Here is a 16,095-nt window from a genome sequence, read left to right on the forward strand (position 1 = left end):
AGTCGCGGCGATCGGGGGCGGGAATGACCGTTGAGAGCGGTTACGCGGACTTCTTCGGTCCGCAGGTGCCGCGCACGGGCGACGAGGGGCAGACGCCGACGTTCGCGCTGGCCTCGGCGGCCTACCGGGACAACGAGGCCGAGGAGATACTCAAGGCCAACAACGAGTGGCACAAGTCGGCCGTCGGCAAGCCCAGGATGAAGCTGTTCCGGCCGAATCTGGGCGAGGCGTTCTCCAGGGCGATCATCGACCGGATGCTCGGCTCCGGCCGCGCGCCGCTCATCCAGTCCTTCGGCACCCAGCCCCAGGTGGTGGTCGAGCACGCGCTGGCGGCGCACCGCATCCGCCGCGAGCGGGACAACTGGCTGAGCGCCGTCATGGTGCTGTGCGGGCTGCTCTTCCTGCCCGGTCTGCTCGTGTGGCTGCTGGTCTTCCAGATCCGTACGACGATGGCCAGGCGGGAGGACAAGCGGGCCGGCGCGCTCGCCACCACCCTGCTGGTCGCGGTGGGCGCCCTCGCCGTGCTGTTCCTGGTCCGCATGCCGTTCGACGGGTTCTGGGGCTGGTACGCGCGCGCGTCGGTGGTCGCCCCGGTGGTGGGCTGGTTCTGGGCCAAGCAGATCTGCGAGCGCACCGCGAGGGACCTGCGGGAGCGGTGGAGCAGCCTGCTCTCCGGCAGCAGCGTCGGCGCCAAGGTGCCCGAGGCGGTCCCCTCCAGCCCCGGTGAGACGGCGGCCGAGCAGCTGCGCCAGTCCCTGGCCCGGCTCAGCGCCGAACAGCAGTCCAACTCCGTCTTCTACGCCGGGCCCAAGGGCATACTCGGCATGGGCACGCGCTGGGGCAGCTGGCAGCTCGCCGAGGAACTGGTGCCCGCCGACGCGGACCGGGAGATCAACCCGTTCCGCAGCTGGGACGTCGTCAAGGCCGTCTACGACCGGCTGCGGATGCTGGAGCGCGGGCCGCTGCACACCGGAGGCTTCCCCAAGCCGTCGGTACGGCACTGGATCGTCACGCCCATCGGGGAGAACGCCGACGCGGTCTCCCGGCCCGAGGGCACGGACGTCGAGGCGTACCAGGTCAAGTCGCACGCCATACAGGAGATCTGCAACAAGCAGCAGTTCGGCGCGGGCGACCGGCACTACCTGGGCGTGCAGTGGACGCTGTGGGACGGCCAGCTGGTGATCACCATGCTGATCACCGTGACCGTGCTGCACGAGACGCTGCGCATCGAGGTGACCGGGCACGCGCTGGGGCCGGTGCACTCGCTGTTCACCAGCGGGCCCTCGGCGAAGGAGAAGGAGGTCCAGAAGTCGATCAGGTTCTGGGAGACCCGGAAGGTGAAGCTCCCGCTGGTCGACGCGGACGAGGTGGTGCGCCTGGCCGCCCGGGCGCCGCTGACCTGGTATCCGCCGCTGCTGTACTGGCTGGGCGGCAAACTGAGCCTGCCGGAGCCGTTCGGTCTGCGGCACGCGTGGGCGGACAAGCCGTGGCGGCACCGGTTCATGGCGGACGACGCGTTGCGGGCGGCCACGCCGGTGCTGCGGGCGGTGCACTCCGCGGCGATCAAGGTACTGGCGGAGAACGGGGTGGACACGGAGAAGTTCGGGTCGCGGTCGTCGTTCCTCAGCACGGCGGTGCAGGACGCTTCGCCGCGGAAGGCCGACGTGTACGACGCGTAGGCCTCCGGCGGTCGGACGGCCGCGGGAGGTGTCACGGTGACGGGGGTCCAGGGCTGCGTCCTGGACCCCCGTCGGCCCTGAACGGGCCTCGTCCTCAAACGCCGGACGGGCTGTCCGATGCCGGCCACGCCTCCGCGAGCATCTTCCTCGTGTCCGCCAGGAGCTGCGGCAGCACCTTCGTGTGGCCGACCACCGGCATGAAGTTCGTGTCGCCGCCCCAGCGCGGGACGATGTGCTGGTGCAGGTGGGCGGCGATGCCCGCGCCCGCGACCGTGCCCTGGTTCATGCCGATGTTGAAGCCGTGCGCGCCCGACGCGGTGCGCAGTGCCGTCATCGCCTGCTTGGTGAGCTCGGCGAGCTCCGCCGTCTCCTCCGCGGTGAGGTCCGTGTAGTCGGCCACGTGCCGGTACGGCACGGTCATCAGGTGGCCGCCCGTGTACGGGTAGAGGTTGAGCACCGCGTAGACCCGCTCGCCGCGCCGCAGGATCAGCCCGTCCTCGTCGGACTTGGCCGGGAGGGAGCAGAAGGGACAGCCGTCGTCGGCGCCCGGGCCGCTCGGCTTGTTCTCGCCCTGGATGTACGCCATCCGGTGGGGCGTCCACAGACGCTGGAACGCGTCCTGCGTGCCCACTCCCCACTGCTGCTCCGGCTCACTCGTCATGCGTGCAGCATATGGCGTCACCGGAGGACCGTGGAAAAGGCCCCCGGGATCGCTCCCGGGGGCCTCGGAACCGCCCGTACGGTCAGACCTGCGTCCGCTCCTCGACGACCTTCGCGATCTTCGCGATGGCCTCGTCGAGGGGGATGCCGTTCTCCTGGGAGCCGTCGCGGTAGCGGAAGGAGACCGCGCCGTTCGTCATGTCCTCGTCGCCCGCGATGACCATGAAGGGCACCTTCTGCTTCTGGGCGTTGCGGATCTTCTTCTGCATGCGGTCCGAGGAGGAGTCGACCTCGACGCGCAGTCCCTGCCTGCGGGCCGTGTCCGCGAACTTCTCCAGGTAATCGACGTGCGCGTCGCCGATCGGGATGCCGACCGCCTGGACCGGGGCGAGCCACGCCGGGAACGCGCCCGCGTAGTGCTCGAGCAGGACACCGAAGAATCGCTCGATGGAGCCGAACAGCGCACGGTGGATCATGACGGGCTGCTGACGCGAGCCGTCCGCGGCGGTGTACTCGAGACCGAACCGCTTGGGCTGGTTGAAGTCGACCTGGATGGTCGACATCTGCCAGGAGCGACCGATGGCGTCGCGCGCCTGCACGGAGATCTTCGGTCCGTAGTAGGCCGCGCCGCCCGGGTCCGGGACCAGCGGAAGGTTCTGCTTCTCCGCCGCCTGGCGCAGCGCCTCGGTGGCCTCCGCCCAGTCCTCGTCCGAGCCGATGAACTTGTCGGAGTCGTCGCGGGTGGACAGCTCCAGCTCGAACTCGTTCAGGCCGTAGTCGCGCAGCAGGTCCAGGACGAAGGTCAGGAGCGTGTCCAGCTCCTCGGGCATCTGCTCCTTGGTGCAGTAGATGTGCGAGTCGTCCTGGGTGAAGCCGCGCGAGCGGGTCAGGCCGTGCACGACGCCCGACTTCTCGTACCGGTACACGGTCCCGAACTCGAAGAGGCGCAGAGGCAGTTCACGGTAGGAACGCCCGCGCGACTTGAAGACCAGATTGTGCATCGGGCAGTTCATCGCCTTGAGGCGGTAGTTCTGCTCGTCGAACTGGATGGGCGGGAACATGCCCTCCGCGTAGTGCGGCAGGTGCCCCGAGATCTCGAAGAGGTGCTCCTTCGAGATGTGCGGGGTGTTCACGAACTCGTACCCGGAGACCTCGTGCCGGCGGCGCGAGTAGTCCTCCATGACCTTGCGGACCACACCGCCCTTGGGGTGGAACACCGCGAGGCCGGGGCCCAGCTCGTCGGGGAAGGAGAAGAGGTCCAGCTCGGAGCCGAGCTTGCGGTGGTCGCGCTTCTCGGCTTCGGCCAGGAAGTCCAGGTACGCCTTCAGCTCGTCCTTGGTCGGCCAGGCGGTGCCGTAGATGCGCTGGAGCTGCGGGTTCTTCTCACTGCCGCGCCAGTAGGCGGCGGCCGAGCGCATCAGCTTGAAGGCCGGGATGGTGCGGGTGGTCGGCAGGTGCGGACCACGGCACAGGTCCTTCCAGCACAGCTCACCGGTCTTGGCGTCGAGGTTGTCGTAGATGGTCAGCTCACCTGCGCCGATCTCGGCGTCGGCGCCGTCGGCGGCCTGCGCGGCGTTGCCCTTGAGGCCGATGAGCTCCATCTTGTACGGCTCGTCCGCCAGCTCCTCGCGGGCCGCGTCGTCGGTGACGACGCGGCGGGAGAAGCGCTGGCCGCGCTTCTGGATCTCCTGCATCTTCTTCTCGATGGCCTTGAGGTCATCGGGGTGGAAGGGCTTGTCCACGTCGAAGTCGTAGTAGAAGCCGTCCCGGATCGGCGGGCCGATGCCCAGCTTGGCCTCGGGGAACAGCTCCTGCACGGCCTGGGCCATGACGTGCGCGGTGGAGTGGCGCAGGATGTTCAGACCGTCCTCGGAGGAGATCTCCACGCCCTCGACGGTCTCGCCGTCCCCGACCTCGTAGGAGAGGTCCTTGAGCTCACCGGCCACGCGCGCGGCGATGACCGAGCGCTCGCCGGCGAAGAGCTCGGCGGCCGTGGTGCCCGTCGTCACCACGCGTTCTTCCCGCTCGGAATCGCGTTGGATGATCACACGGACGTCTGACACCGGTCTCTCCTGACTGAAGGCTGTGGTCGCGGCGCCATACCGGAGCGCACGCATGGGTGCGATCGTACCGACCCGGGACCGCCGACCGCGAAATCATTCCCCGTCGTCCGGTCCGCAGGCCTCCCCGAAGAAGGCCGCGGTCTCGGCGTTCGCCTGGAACGCCTTCATCAGCCGGTCCCGTTCGGCCTCGTCGACCTGCACCGGTGCCAGCTCTCCGACGTCGGTGAGCCGGCGGAAACCGCCCCGGCTCTCCAGCCGCCCGCGCACCCGCACCGGAAGTCCGACGAGGTGCGCGTGCCCGGCGACGCGGTAGTCCTCCTCGCCGAGCGCGATCCGGACGTGGCCGACCTCGGCCCCGGCGAGCACGCGCAGCCGGACCACGCCCTCGCCGCGCTGACCCGGTCTGTGCATCCGTACCACCGCGCCGGTGATCAGCACCGTGACGGACGGCTCCGCGCGCCGGTAGCGCAGACCGGCCTCGAGCAGGACGGGCAGGTCGGCGGGCGAGAACTCGACGGGTTCCGCGGAGGCGGCGCAGCCCTCGGGCACACCGGCCGCCGGGGCCCAGGCCACGGTGATCCGGGCGCCCTCGGCGCCCCGGACCAGGGCGACGAGGGCCTCGGTGAGCTCATGGCTGACGCCCGCCGTGACGGCCGTGTCGAAGGCGTCCATGCCGCCGGTGGCGCGGCGGTGGTCGACGGCCTCGCGGGTGGCGTGCAGGGCGTGGTGGAGGCGTACGGCGAGGGAACGGCCGGTGGTGACGGGGGCGAACGCGGTCAGCCGGCGTCCGCCGGGCGCCGGTCCGACGAGGACGGCGTCCAGGGCCGCGGCGGCCTGGCGGCGGTGCCGGGCGCCGTGGAAGCCGGCTTGCGCGCGGGTGGCGAGCGCCGCGGCGAGGAGGGTCCGGCGGGCGGCGGAGCGCAGCCGTTCCTCCGCGGTCCAGGCGGTGGCGCCGCCGGGCCCGGCCGGTGTGTCGCGCCACCAGTGGATCTCGTCGCTGGGCACGGCGAGGGCGAGCAGGATCTCGCGGGCGGAGGGGGTGGCGCTGCGGGACAGGGCGAGCAGGGCCTCGGCGAGCAGGTCCTCGCCGTCGGGGAAGGCGCGGGAGGCCGGGACCAGCAGGCTGGTGCCGGTGCCCGGCCCGGGCGGGGTCCAGCGGTCGTAGCGTCCGGCGGCGCCGCCGCGCCGCTGCCAGCCGTGCCGGTGCAGGAGGGCGGTGAGCACGGCGGGGTCGATGTCGGCGGGATCGCGCGGCCGGCCGTCGTAGGCGTCGGCGGGATGCGGGCGTACGGGCCTCAGGGGCTCCCCGGTCGGGCGGTGCGTCACGGTTTCCCTCCCGTCCCGACCCGCGTCATGATCTCGCACAGCGCCCGGTCGTCGAAGACGCGTGCGGTGGGGATCCGTACGGTGGTGCGGCGCCGGCCGGTGACCGGGTGTCCGGCGAGGTTGGTCCAGTAGCAGCAGTGCCGCAGGTCGAGCCGGTCGTGGCCGGCGCGCAGCCAGTCGTCCCGGGCGCGCGGCACGATCATCACGACCAGGATCCTGTGCACCGAGACCGGGGTGCGGGCGAGCTTCTCCAGGTGCGCGTTGTCGAGCGTGAAGGAGAAGGAGCGGCCCGGCGGGTTCGGGGGGAGCTGGTAGGTCGCCTTGAGCTGCACCTTGATGGTGACCTCGTCGTCGACGGCGTGGCCGGGGGCGCTGTGGCTGACGTGCCAGTCGATGCCGTTGTCCGGGAACGGCTGGGAGAGCGAGCAGCCCGCGGCGGCCGCGACGGCGTGCAGATAGCCGACCTGCAGGGTCTCCATGCAGGCGGTGGTGGCGAGAGTGCCGCGAGCAGGTGGCGTGCGCTCGGGCAGCAGCCCGCCCCGCTCGGGCTGCGCGATGGCCATGGCCAACAGCCTTCCAGAACAAGTCTTTCCCCGTTGCGGGTCGCTGAACTGCAAAGACCCGTACTCCTGTTGTCTCCTTCCGGCGTACGGCGCAAACAGGCCGGGTATCACCGGTTCGGGCAGCGGACGGTGCGTCGACTGCCGATGGTGGACGAGGGGTTGTTGGGTATGGCGTGCTGGTACGAAGGGCCGTTGGCCGCTTTCGACACGGAGACGACGGGTGTGGACGTCGAGGCCGACCGGATCGTGTCGGCCGCCCTCGTCGTGCAGGACGCGCCGGGCGTCCGGCCGCGGGTGACCCGGTGGCTGGTGAATCCTGGGGTGCCGGTGCCGGCCGGGGCGACGGAGGTGCACGGACTGACGGACGATCACCTGCAGCGCAACGGCCGCTGGCCGGCGCCGGTGATGTACGAGATCGCTCAGGCGCTGGCGGAGCAGGCCAGGGTGGGCCGTCCGCTGGTGGTGATGAACGCGCCGTTCGACCTCACCCTGCTGGACCGGGAGTTGCGCAGGCACCGGGCGTCGTCGCTGGGCCGCTGGTTCGAGCGGACGCCGCTGCTGGTGCTGGACCCCCGGGTGCTGGACAAGCACCTGGACCGCTACCGCAAGGGCCGGCGCACGCTGACCGACCTGTGCGCGTACTACGGCGTCGAGCTGGAGGCGGCGCACGACGCGGCGGCGGACGCGGTGGCCGCGCTGGAGGTCACCCGGGCGGTCGGGCGGCGTTTCGCCTCGCGGCTGGAGCGGCTGTCCCCCGGCGAGCTGCACGCCCTGCAGGCGGTGTGGCACGCGGCGCAGGCGCGGGGACTGCAGGCGTGGTTCGCGCGCACGGGCACGGACGAGGTGGTGGACCCGGCCTGGCCGCTGCGGCCGGACCTGCCGGCGGCGGCGTGAGGACCGCCCTTCGCCGGGGATGCAAAAAGCCGGTCCGTCGAGACGGACCGGCTTTCCCGGTGGGCGATACTGGGTTCGAACCAGTGACCTCTTCGGTGTGAACGAAGCGCTCTCCCACTGAGCTAATCGCCCGGGAACGCACTGAACAATACAGGTCCGGGAAGGGTTCCTTCAAACCGCTTCCAGGTGGGCGGCCAGGCCGCGCCGGCCGGCCCGCATCATCAGGGCGTGGTTGGCGCGCAGGACGGGCCGTCCCGGCACGGCGAGCAGGCGCAGCAGCGGCTTGCGGACGTCGGCCTCCTGCTCGTAGTGGGCGAGGCAGCCGTGGGGTCCCAGGCGGGTGACGGTCCAGCGGGCCCAGCCGTCGATGTCGCCGGACAGGCCGACCTCCAGGATCCCGGTCTCCGGGTCGCGCCGTCCCTCCCGCACGGTCGAGGTCAGGTCGTACGGCAGGAGGGAGCGGATCGTGACGATCCCGTTGGTGTCGTCGAGCCGGGTGACGTCCCGTACCTGGGGCCACCACAGGGGGTAGTCCTCGATCCGCTCCAGGACGCGGTAGACCACCGGGGTGGGCGCGGACAGGGTCCACAGACTGCGGAAGCGGTAATGGTTCCAGTCCATGGACGTCGTGTTCCCGTCCGCGCCCGTGATGTGCCTACGGCATGCGGTCCCCCAGCAGCGCCAGGTTCTCGATGGCGGCGAGGCCGTAGAGCGCGGTGTCGTTGGTGGACACCCAGGCGGCCTCACTGCCGGCGACCAGGGCCATGGGGCCGCTGACCTTCTCGGTCTTCCAGGGCGCCGACTCCTTGTAGCCGTCGGAGTCGTAGAACTTCTGCCACGCCCGCTTCGCCAGCTTCTCGTCGCCGGTCCGCACGGCGGCGTAGGCGTCGAGGCGGGAGTGGCCCTGGAAGAGGATCAGGCTGCCGAAGTGGGAGCCGTAGCGCGCGGCCTGTTCCGTCTTGCTCGCGTTGAAGTAGCGGCAGTAGTCGTAGTACGCCTCGTTGAACTCCGGCATGTCGACGAGGTCGATGAGCTCGGCGCAGAGTTCGCCCAGGCCGAAGACGGCCGACAGGTGGGAGACCTCGACCTTCGGGGTGTCGGCGACGGCGAACTCGCCGGTGTCGAGGTCGTACAGGCCGCTGCCCTGGACGAAGCCGTTGGGCTGGGCGGCGATGGTCTTCATGGTGGAGAGCACGCGGGCCTTGGCCTTCTCCCACTTGGGACCCTTGCGTTCCCACTCGGTGAGCCAGGCGGAGACCAGTCCGCTCCAGTCGGTGCCGAAGCCGATCGACAGGGCGTTGCGGTCCGGGGTGTACGGCTCGGTGCGGATCTTGCGGATGGGGTCGAGGACGAGGAAGGTCTCGTCGGAGTCGACGTTGGCGTGCATCAGGTCGCCGACGCGTTCGTCGGCGGTGAGGAAGTAGTAGTAGCGGCGGTAGGTGGTGTTGGCGATGCGCTGCTGCTTGGCGCTGTCGGCGAAGTGCTGGACGCCGTGCCGGGTGCCGAGGCCGGCCCACTTGCCGATGTGGTAGACGTCGACCTCGCCGGTGTGGCGGGTCATCGCCTCGGCGAAGCGGAAGATGTCGGCGCGGCCGGAGCGCAGGTACGCGTACCAGAGCCACAGGTCGGGCGAGAGCTCGGAGTTGTCCCAGGCGTAGCCGCCGACGTCGTACCGCCACTGGTGCCGCACGGTGTCGTAGGTGTGCATGATGTCGCCGTAGTCCCAGAAGCCGTACCAGCGGCGCTGCTCCACCTGGTCCTTGTAGTAGGTGAAGAGGAAGTCGAGGTGGTCCTCGATCTTCGCCTTGGCCGGGGTGGAGCGGTCCGGTTCGGCGAACAGGCCCTTGCCGAAGACCCCGGCGCCGATCAGCTGCCCGGGCGGGGCGGCGAGCTGCGGGAGGACGCGGACGGCCTCGACCTGCTCGGCGAGCTTCTCGGCGCTCGGGGTGGACTCGTTGGCCCAGAAGAGGAGTTCGGAGGTGCGGGCGATGCCGTACGGGGTGCCGAACCCGGGCTCGTAGTCCTCGTAGGTGATGTTGAGGCCCTCGAGCTGTTCGGGGAAGGTGTCCTGGCCCATGCCGTCGTGGTAGAAGCGCAGGTCCATGGGCTGGGCCTCGGGTGACCAGAGCCAGAGGGTGACCTCGGCCTCGTCGGTGTGGGCGTCGCGGATGTCGAGCTGGGCGGGGTGCTTCTCCCAGAAGTCGCGCAGGCCGAAGGAGAGGCCGCCGGTGACGCCGCCGACGTAGCCGAAGCCGGAGGCGCGCCGGCCGCCGCCGGCGCCGATCCAGCCGTAGCCCTTCTTGGTGCGCTTGCGCAGGGTGAAGCCGTCGGCGGAGAGCTGGGAGAGGGTGTAGTCGCCCCATTCGGGGATGTACTGCAGGCGGGTGGTGACCCGCTGGTCCCAGGTGGCGGGGTCGGGGAGCTTCTCGCCGGCGAACTGGGCGGCCTGGACGGCGGCTCCCGGGTCGCGGCGCAGTCCGGTGATGCCCTTGACGGCCTCGCGGAGCAGACCGGTGCCCTCGCCGCCGAGGCGGATGTGCCGGTCGTAGGACTCGTCGCGCAGGGGGACGGTGAAGCGGACGCCGAGGCCCCGGATGAAGTCGCCGCTCGCCTTGCCGGGCTCCTGCTTCCCGTCGTAGGTGATGGTGTGCACCATGCGGAAGGAGTCGGCGCCGGCGTAGAAGTAGAGACGGATGGAGAAGGGCAGCAGGTCGCGGTGGCCCTTGCGGTGCGTGCCGTCGATACGGACGACCGCGCGGACGGGGCCCTCCTGTTCGACGGTGACGTCGGAGACGGCGCCGTCGAAGCGTTCGGTCCTGACGGTGGTCTGGTCGCCGTCCTCGTACTCGGGCTGGCGCAGGACGACGAGGCGGCCGTTCCTGGCGATCTCGGTGGAGCCGCGGGTGACCGACTTGACGATCGTGTGGCCGGACGTGCCGATCCGGGCGGTGATGACGCCGGTCGAGACGTCGACGGTGCCGCCGCGCCTGTCGACGGTGACCTTCTTCTCGGGGGCCGCTGCGGGCGCCCCGGGGGCCAGGGTGAGCTTGCCGGACCCGGAGCTCACGGCGTGCGCGGTCCACTTGAGGGAGCCGTCGGGCCAGTAGGCGATCGGCCAGGACTGGACGGGGACGGACTTCCCGTCGGCGTCGGTCAGCGCGAAGGTCTGGTCCTCCTGGTGGGCGCCCTTGGGCCAGGGCACGCCGACGGTGGAGCCGGGGGCCGCGCCGAGGCCGCCGTCCTCCAGCCAGTCGAGGGTGACCGGGTCGGCGTCGGCGGCTTCCGCGCGGGGCGCGGCGGCGGCGTTCCGCGTTCCCAGGGCCCAGCTGAACTGGGCGGCGGCTCCGGCGACGGCGGCCGCCTTGAGCAGGGATCTGCGGGGGATGGGGGACATGGCCTTTCCTTTCCTTTGCTGCATTGCAAGGTGATGTCAAGGGCATGACAGACAGAGGTGCGGCGCCGGAGCGCCGGCCTCCACAGAGGGGCACCGTCCGTCAGCGGTGCCGGTACCGCTCCTCCACGGCGACGGCCGCCGCCGCGACGGCCCCCAGGACGGGGACCGCCAGCGGCGGGGCGAACCACCCGGACAGGGCCACGACGGCCAGTCCGCAGACGAGCAGGAAGGATCCGGCGGGATCGAGCACGGTGCGCCGGCCGGCGTCCGCGAGCAGTGCCCGCCAGGTCGTGCCGGGCGCCCAGAGCGCGGCCGCCCGCAGCAGGGCCACGGCGGCCCCGATCAGCGCGAAGACTCCGACGGCCCCGACGAGCGGCCCACCGGGGAGTCCGGCCCGCGCGGCCAGGACGTCCACCCACACCGCGGCGGCCACGGCCCACCCGGCGAGCCCGACGGCCCACCCGCCGCGCACGGCGGTGCGGAAGTCCAGGACGAACTCCCGCAGACCGCCGTCCTGGTGGGTGGTACGACGCCACAGGTGCCGGGCGCCGGCGGCGAAGGCCGCGGGGTAGGTGACGCCCCCGAGGCAGGCCACGGCGATCCACACGCCGGTGAGCAGGCACTCGGCGAAGACCGCGAAGCGCTCGCCGAACACGGACTCCCTGCGCGAGGTGCGCGCCTTCACGCGTGCTTGCACCATGGTGACCGCCTCAGCCCTTCAGTCCGGAGGTCGCCATGCCGTCGATGAGGTAGCGCTGGAAGGCCATGAAGAAGGCGATGACCGGCACCAGCGCCACCAGCGACATCGCGATCATGCTGCCGTAGTTGGAGACGCCCTCCTGGTCGCGGAACATCATCAGGCCGAGCGAGACGGTGTACTTCTCGGGGGTGTTGAGGTAGATCAGCGGCCCCATGAAGTCGTTCCAGGCGTTGATGAAGGTGAAGATCGCGCTGGTGATGATCGCGGGCCGGCTCAGCGGCAGCACGATCGACCAGTAGGTGCGCAGGTGCCCGCAGCCGTCGAGCTTGGCGGCCTCGTCCAGCTCCCTGGGCAGTCCGCGCATGAACTGCACCATCAGGAAGACGAAGAAGGCTTCCGTGGCCAGGAACTTGCCCGCGACGAGCGGCACCAGGGTGTCGGTGAGCTCGAGGTTGCGGAAGAGCACGTACTGCGGGATGAGCAGCACGTGGTACGGCAGCAGCAGCGTGCCGATCATCAGGGTGAAGAGCAGGTTCCGCCCGGCGAACCGGATCTTGGCGAAGGCGTACGCGGTCAGCGAGCTGGACAGCACGACACCGACCACGGCGAGGACCGCGTACATCAGCGAGTTCCAGAAGAAACTGCCGATGGAGATGCCGGAGATGCCGTCGGCGAGCCCGGAGAAGTTCGCCCAGACCGGCGCGGTGGGCAGCAGGTCGAGGCTGGCGATGATGTCCTTGCTCGGCTTGAACGAGGCGCCGACCACCCAGATCACGGGATAGAGGACGACCGCGAGGACGAGGAGCGCGCCCACGTGCCAGGCGATCGATCCGACGCGCCGCCGCTCGCCGGCGGTGGGCAGGGCAGGGCTGGTGGCACTGGTCACTTGGCGGCCTCCTCGTAGTGCACCCACTTCTTCTGCGACCAGAACAGGACCGCCGTCACGAGCGCCACCGCGATCACCAGCGTCCAGGCCATCGCGGAGGCGAAGCCCATCTGGGCCTCCTTGAAGCCCTTCTGGTAGAGGTAACAGGTGTAGACGAGCGTGGCGTCGGCGGGCCCGCACCGGGTGTCGGAGACGACGTAGGCGGAGCCGAACACCTGGAACGCGTGGATGGACTCCAGCAGCACGTTGAAGAACAGCACCGGGGAGATCATCGGCAGCGTGACGTTCCAGAACCTGCGCAGCGGTCCGGCGCCGTCCATCTCGGCGGCCTCGTACAGCTCCTGCGGGACCTGCTTGAGGCCGGCCAGGAAGATGACCATGGGGGCGCCGAACTGCCAGATGCTCAGGGCCACCAGGGCGTAGATGACGTAGTCCGGGTTGCCGATCCAGCCGCCCACGTCGAGCCCGAAGATCTTCTGCGTACGGTCCACGACCGCGTCGTCCGAGAACAGCGCCCGCCACACGAAGCCGACGGAGACGCTGGCGCCGATGAGCGAGGGCATGTAGAACGCGGCCCGGTACAGGCCCTGCCCGCGCCGCTTCTGCGCGAGCAGCAGCGCGACGCCGAGCGCGAGCAGCAGCTTCAGGGGGGTCGCCACGACGACGTACTTGAGGGTGACCTCGACCGACTTCTGCCAGCGCGGGTCCTGGAACATCGTCGTGAAGTTGTCCAGCCCCACCCACTGGGGCGGCGTGAACAGGTTGTAGCTGGTGAACGCGTAGTACAGCGACGCGATCATCGGCCCCGCCGTGAGCAGCAGGAACCCCGCGATCCACGGCGACATGAAGAGATAGCCGGCGAGAGTCTCGCGGCGCCGCCCGCGCCGCCCGGCGGCGGGAGCGGCGGGCCGCTTCCCGGCCGGGCGCGCGGGCGCTTCCTTGACGAGCGTCATGGTGGTACGTCCCCTCAGCCGGCGAACGCGGCCTTGGCCTCGCTGAACAGTGCCTTGGCGGCGTCGGCCGGCTTGGCCTTGCCCTGGGCGACCTCGCCGCCGATGCGCAGGAACGCCGCCTCGATGACGTCGGCGCCCGACGGGTGCGGGGTGATCTTGCCGAGGACGCCGGCCGCGGCGACCTCTTCCTCGTAGGCCGCGACGCCCTTGTTGTTGTCGTCGGTGGGCTTGAACGCGTCGTACTGCTCGGTGGTGGCGAGGATGCCGCGGTCGTAACCCATGATCTCGCCGACCTCGGGGTCGTGGACCATGAAGTCGATGAACTGGGCCACCTCCTTGGGGTGCTTGGTCCCCGAGAAGCCGCTCAGCATCAGCGAACCGAGGTACTGACCGGTGGCCTTGCCGTCCGTGGTGGGGATCGGCGCGAGCCCGTAGTCCGACTCGCCCTCGCCCTCGTAGCGGATGGAGAAGTTGTCCCAGGTGAACTCGGACGCCGCGAGGCCCGCCGAGAGCGCCGACTTGGGCTTGACCTGCTCGACCTTCTTCGGGTCGGCGACGAGCCCGGACCGCACGCGCTTGTAGCCGTCCTCCCACCACTGCGTCAGATCGTCCTGGGTGAAGCCGAGATCGGTGTCCGTGAAGAAGGCCTTGCCGTTCTGGCGCAGGTAGAGGTCGTAGAGGTACATGATGCTGAAGTAGCCGGTGTCACCGGCGATCTTCAGCTTGTCCTGGATCGTCTGCAGCGCGTCGAAGTACTCGTCCCAGGTCCAGCCGAACTTCGCCTCCACCCCGGCCTTCTCGAAGGCCTTGAGGTCGATGACGAGCGACATGGTGTTGGCGCCGACGGGGACGGCGATCTGCTTGCCGTCGACCTGACCGTTCGCCAGGACACCGTTGCGGAAGTTGTCCAGGCTCAGGTTCCCGGCGTCCGCCTGCGACGTGAGATCCAGCAGAACACCGCGCTTGTCGTACTTACGCAGGAAGCCGACCGCGTTCTGGAAAACGTCCGGCGGATTCCCGCCGGAGGCCTGGGTCTGGAACTTCTCCCAGAACGCCTCGTAGTCGGTGAATTCAGGCTTGATCTTGATCTTCGGGAACTTCTTCTCGAAGAGCGCGATCGTCTTCTTGATGGCGATGGTGCGCGGCTCGCCACCCCACCACGCGTAACGGAGCGTCACCGTCCCGTCCCCCGAGCCGCTGCCGCCACCGCAGGCGGTGGCGGTCGCACCGAGCCCCGCGACGGCCAGCGAGGCCCCCGCCGCCTTGAGGATCGTCCGCCTCTCCACATTCCCACCCTGCTGCATATGAGCCTCCCCGCGACGTTCGCGTCCGCCTCATGAATCGTTTCAAGTAAGCGCTTGCTGGCACAAGTTACGGAGGGCCTACGGGCGCGTCAATGATTCGGACAGGAATTCATGGGAGCCGCGCCTCCGCACCGGCGGCGGCCGCCTCGTCCGTGGATCCACGCCTGGCCGCAAACATCCAGGTAGACGCCTCACGGCCGACCGGCCGAACGCGGCGGGGCCGACCGGAACGGGCGCGGCGGAAGGTCACGGTTGAATGAAGACGACCGGAAGCGGAACGCCCCGGACACCCGGGAGGACCCTCGCCCGGCCGGCCCTCGGCGCGAGCGCGCCACGCCGGCCGCACACGACGAGGCGGCCCGGCTCACGAGTCGTGAGCCGGGCCGCCTGATGATCCGGTGGGCGATACTGGGTTCGAACCAGTGACCTCTTCGGTGTGAACGAAGCGCTCTCCCACTGAGCTAATCGCCCGGACGCAGGAAGAACATTACCCCATGTCAGGGGGTGCCCGTGACCAGCGGGGAGCGGTGCGCCCGTCCCCCGCCGCGCCTCACTGCTCCTTGATCTTCCAGGGCATCACGAGACCGAACTTCCACAGGTAGACCCCGGCCAGCGCGACCACGATCACCAGGCCGATCGAGGTCAGGATGATGTTCCGGCGCCGCACCTTGGGGTCCAGGGCACGCTGCGCCGCCTCGGTGACCTTGCGCTTGGTCCAGCGCAGCACCAGCTGGGCCCAGACGAACTCGGTCGCCCAGATCGCCATGCCGCCGAAGATCACGACCCAGCCCGGCCCGGGCAGCACCAGCATCGCGGCACCGGCCGCCACGACCGCGAGGCCGACGACGAAGACGCCGACCTGCCAGCTGAAGTGCAGCGCGCGACGCGCCTTGACGAACTCCGGCGCGCGCGATCCGAGCCCCCGCTCCTCACGGTTCCCGCTCTCGTCCACCGTCACCCCGTGGGCCGCCACCGCGACCTCGCCAGACCTGTCACTCCCCGTGTTCATACAGCCAAACACTACCCGAGCGAAACACATCACCGGAATGGGTGCAGAGCGCGAACGATCTTTCGGCCGGAAGAGTTACGTAAAACGACGCAAAACTCTCAGAGGGGTTTACAACGGCACCGTAGGTGGCATGTCGATTTGGCCGACGTGCGAATCCCCGAGCGCACACTGAGCGAAAGGCCCTGGCGCTTATGAACACCACGGTCAGCTGCGAGCTGCACCTGCGCCTCGTTGTGTCGAGCGAGTCCTCCCTGCCTGTCCCCGCAGGCCTGCGGTACGACACGGCCGACCCCTACGCCGTGCACGCCACCTTCCACACCGGAGCCGAGGAAACCGTCGAGTGGGTGTTCGCCCGCGACCTCCTCGCCGAAGGACTTCACCGCCCCACGGGCACCGGCGACGTCCGTGTCTGGCCGTCGCGCAGCCACGGTCAGGGCGTCGTCTGCATCGCCCTGAGCTCACCGGAGGGGGAGGCCCTGCTCGAGGCCCCCGCAAGGGCTCTGGAGTCCTTCCTGAAGCGCACCGACGCCGCCGTGCCGCCCGGCACGGAACACCGGCACTTCGATCTCGACCAGGAGCTCTCGCACATCCTGGCGGAAAGCTAGGCGAGGCTCACGAAGCCGCCCGGCGCCGTCGACTCGGGGAGACGGCTCGGGCCCGGACA

At 70.2% G+C, this 16,095-nt stretch carries 14 protein-coding genes and 2 tRNA genes; 3 read left to right on the plus strand and 13 right to left on the minus strand.

What is annotated here, in order from left to right; translation table 11 throughout:
• Positions 1-23: 23 nt before the first annotated feature.
• Complete coding sequence (locus ADK41_RS37880) at positions 24-1,679, plus strand: hypothetical protein (protein ID WP_030832462.1); 1,656 nt, start codon at positions 24-26, stop codon at positions 1,677-1,679.
• Between the two features lie 94 nt (positions 1,680-1,773).
• Here the strand turns inward: ADK41_RS37880 and ADK41_RS37885 are convergent, their stop codons facing one another.
• The 4 genes from ADK41_RS37885 to ADK41_RS37900 form a co-directional block, all read right to left on the minus strand.
• On the minus strand, positions 1,774-2,340 hold the full coding sequence (locus tag ADK41_RS37885) for an HIT family protein (protein ID WP_030832460.1): 567 nt from the start codon (positions 2,338-2,340) through the stop codon (positions 1,774-1,776).
• A gap of 82 nt (positions 2,341-2,422) precedes the next feature.
• Positions 2,423-4,402, minus strand: coding sequence for a threonine--tRNA ligase (thrS, locus tag ADK41_RS37890; RefSeq protein WP_030832457.1), 1,980 nt, complete (start codon positions 4,400-4,402; stop codon positions 2,423-2,425).
• A gap of 93 nt (positions 4,403-4,495) precedes the next feature.
• Entirely contained in the window at positions 4,496-5,728 is a 1,233-nt protein-coding gene (locus tag ADK41_RS43795) for a hypothetical protein (RefSeq protein ID WP_030832453.1), read from the minus strand.
• Positions 5,725-6,291 (minus strand): DUF4365 domain-containing protein, encoded by a 567-nt coding sequence (locus ADK41_RS37900; protein ID WP_030832450.1) that lies wholly within the window; start codon positions 6,289-6,291, stop codon positions 5,725-5,727. The genes ADK41_RS43795 and ADK41_RS37900 overlap by 4 nt, the downstream gene beginning before the upstream one ends.
• Before the next feature lie 168 nt (positions 6,292-6,459).
• Here ADK41_RS37900 and ADK41_RS37905 point away from each other — a divergent pair, with 168 nt between their 5' ends.
• Positions 6,460-7,185, plus strand: a complete 726-nt coding sequence (locus ADK41_RS37905) for a 3'-5' exonuclease (RefSeq protein ID WP_030832440.1) — start codon at positions 6,460-6,462, stop codon at positions 7,183-7,185.
• Positions 7,186-7,245: 60 nt separating this feature from the next.
• Here ADK41_RS37905 and ADK41_RS37910 read toward each other — a convergent pair.
• From ADK41_RS37910 to ADK41_RS37950, 9 genes are all read right to left on the minus strand, one after another.
• Positions 7,246-7,317: transfer RNA gene (locus ADK41_RS37910), tRNA-Val, on the minus strand.
• Positions 7,318-7,356: 39 nt separating this feature from the next.
• Positions 7,357-7,806: an SRPBCC family protein gene (locus tag ADK41_RS37915; RefSeq protein WP_030832437.1), complete on the minus strand. Its 450-nt coding sequence runs from the start codon at positions 7,804-7,806 to the stop codon at positions 7,357-7,359.
• A gap of 34 nt (positions 7,807-7,840) precedes the next feature.
• Positions 7,841-10,579: a hypothetical protein gene (locus ADK41_RS37920; RefSeq protein WP_030832434.1), complete on the minus strand. Its 2,739-nt coding sequence runs from the start codon at positions 10,577-10,579 to the stop codon at positions 7,841-7,843.
• 100 nt (positions 10,580-10,679) lie between these two features.
• Positions 10,680-11,279, minus strand: coding sequence for a hypothetical protein (locus tag ADK41_RS37925; RefSeq protein WP_030832431.1), 600 nt, complete (start codon positions 11,277-11,279; stop codon positions 10,680-10,682).
• A gap of 10 nt (positions 11,280-11,289) precedes the next feature.
• Entirely contained in the window at positions 11,290-12,165 is an 876-nt protein-coding gene (locus tag ADK41_RS37930; RefSeq protein ID WP_030832428.1) for a carbohydrate ABC transporter permease, read from the minus strand.
• Positions 12,162-13,118, minus strand: coding sequence for a carbohydrate ABC transporter permease (locus ADK41_RS37935; protein WP_030832427.1), 957 nt, complete (start codon positions 13,116-13,118; stop codon positions 12,162-12,164). The genes ADK41_RS37930 and ADK41_RS37935 overlap by 4 nt, the downstream gene beginning before the upstream one ends.
• A 14-nt stretch (positions 13,119-13,132) precedes the next feature.
• Complete coding sequence (locus ADK41_RS37940; protein ID WP_030832426.1) at positions 13,133-14,422, minus strand: ABC transporter substrate-binding protein; 1,290 nt, start codon at positions 14,420-14,422, stop codon at positions 13,133-13,135.
• A 399-nt stretch (positions 14,423-14,821) separates the two neighbouring features.
• Positions 14,822-14,893: transfer RNA gene (locus ADK41_RS37945), tRNA-Val, on the minus strand.
• Positions 14,894-14,972: 79 nt separating this feature from the next.
• Positions 14,973-15,431 carry a TIGR02611 family protein gene (locus tag ADK41_RS37950; RefSeq protein ID WP_030832421.1) on the minus strand — a complete coding sequence of 153 codons (459 nt, stop codon included), beginning with the start codon at positions 15,429-15,431 and terminating at the stop codon, positions 14,973-14,975.
• 191 nt (positions 15,432-15,622) lie between these two features.
• Between ADK41_RS37950 and ADK41_RS37955 the strand changes: the two genes are divergently transcribed.
• Positions 15,623-16,036, plus strand: coding sequence for an SsgA family sporulation/cell division regulator (locus ADK41_RS37955; protein ID WP_004002642.1), 414 nt, complete (start codon positions 15,623-15,625; stop codon positions 16,034-16,036).
• The last annotated feature ends 59 nt before the right edge of the window (positions 16,037-16,095 follow it).

It is taken from the genome of Streptomyces caelestis (assembly GCF_001279005.1).
In the GTDB taxonomy this organism is placed as follows: domain Bacteria; phylum Actinomycetota; class Actinomycetes; order Streptomycetales; family Streptomycetaceae; genus Streptomyces; species Streptomyces heliomycini.

What these genes read in the sequence shown, in the direction of transcription:
- ADK41_RS37880 (WP_030832462.1), top strand. Translation starts at nt 24, where the DNA reads ATGACCGTTGAGAGCGGTTACGCGGACTTCTTCGGTCCGCAGGTGCCG.
- ADK41_RS37885 (WP_030832460.1), bottom strand. Translation starts at nt 2,340, where the DNA reads ATGACGAGTGAGCCGGAGCAGCAGTGGGGAGTGGGCACGCAGGACGCG.
- ADK41_RS37900 (WP_030832450.1), bottom strand. Translation starts at nt 6,291, where the DNA reads ATGGCCATCGCGCAGCCCGAGCGGGGCGGGCTGCTGCCCGAGCGCACG.
- ADK41_RS37905 (WP_030832440.1), top strand. Translation starts at nt 6,460, where the DNA reads ATGGCGTGCTGGTACGAAGGGCCGTTGGCCGCTTTCGACACGGAGACG.
- ADK41_RS37915 (WP_030832437.1), bottom strand. Translation starts at nt 7,806, where the DNA reads ATGGACTGGAACCATTACCGCTTCCGCAGTCTGTGGACCCTGTCCGCG.
- ADK41_RS37920 (WP_030832434.1), bottom strand. Translation starts at nt 10,579, where the DNA reads ATGTCCCCCATCCCCCGCAGATCCCTGCTCAAGGCGGCCGCCGTCGCC.
- ADK41_RS37925 (WP_030832431.1), bottom strand. Translation starts at nt 11,279, where the DNA reads ATGGTGCAAGCACGCGTGAAGGCGCGCACCTCGCGCAGGGAGTCCGTG.
- ADK41_RS37935 (WP_030832427.1), bottom strand. Translation starts at nt 13,118, where the DNA reads ATGACGCTCGTCAAGGAAGCGCCCGCGCGCCCGGCCGGGAAGCGGCCC.
- ADK41_RS37940 (WP_030832426.1), bottom strand. Translation starts at nt 14,422, where the DNA reads ATGCAGCAGGGTGGGAATGTGGAGAGGCGGACGATCCTCAAGGCGGCG.
- ADK41_RS37950 (WP_030832421.1), bottom strand. Translation starts at nt 15,431, where the DNA reads ATGAACACGGGGAGTGACAGGTCTGGCGAGGTCGCGGTGGCGGCCCAC.
- ADK41_RS37955 (WP_004002642.1), top strand. Translation starts at nt 15,623, where the DNA reads ATGAACACCACGGTCAGCTGCGAGCTGCACCTGCGCCTCGTTGTGTCG.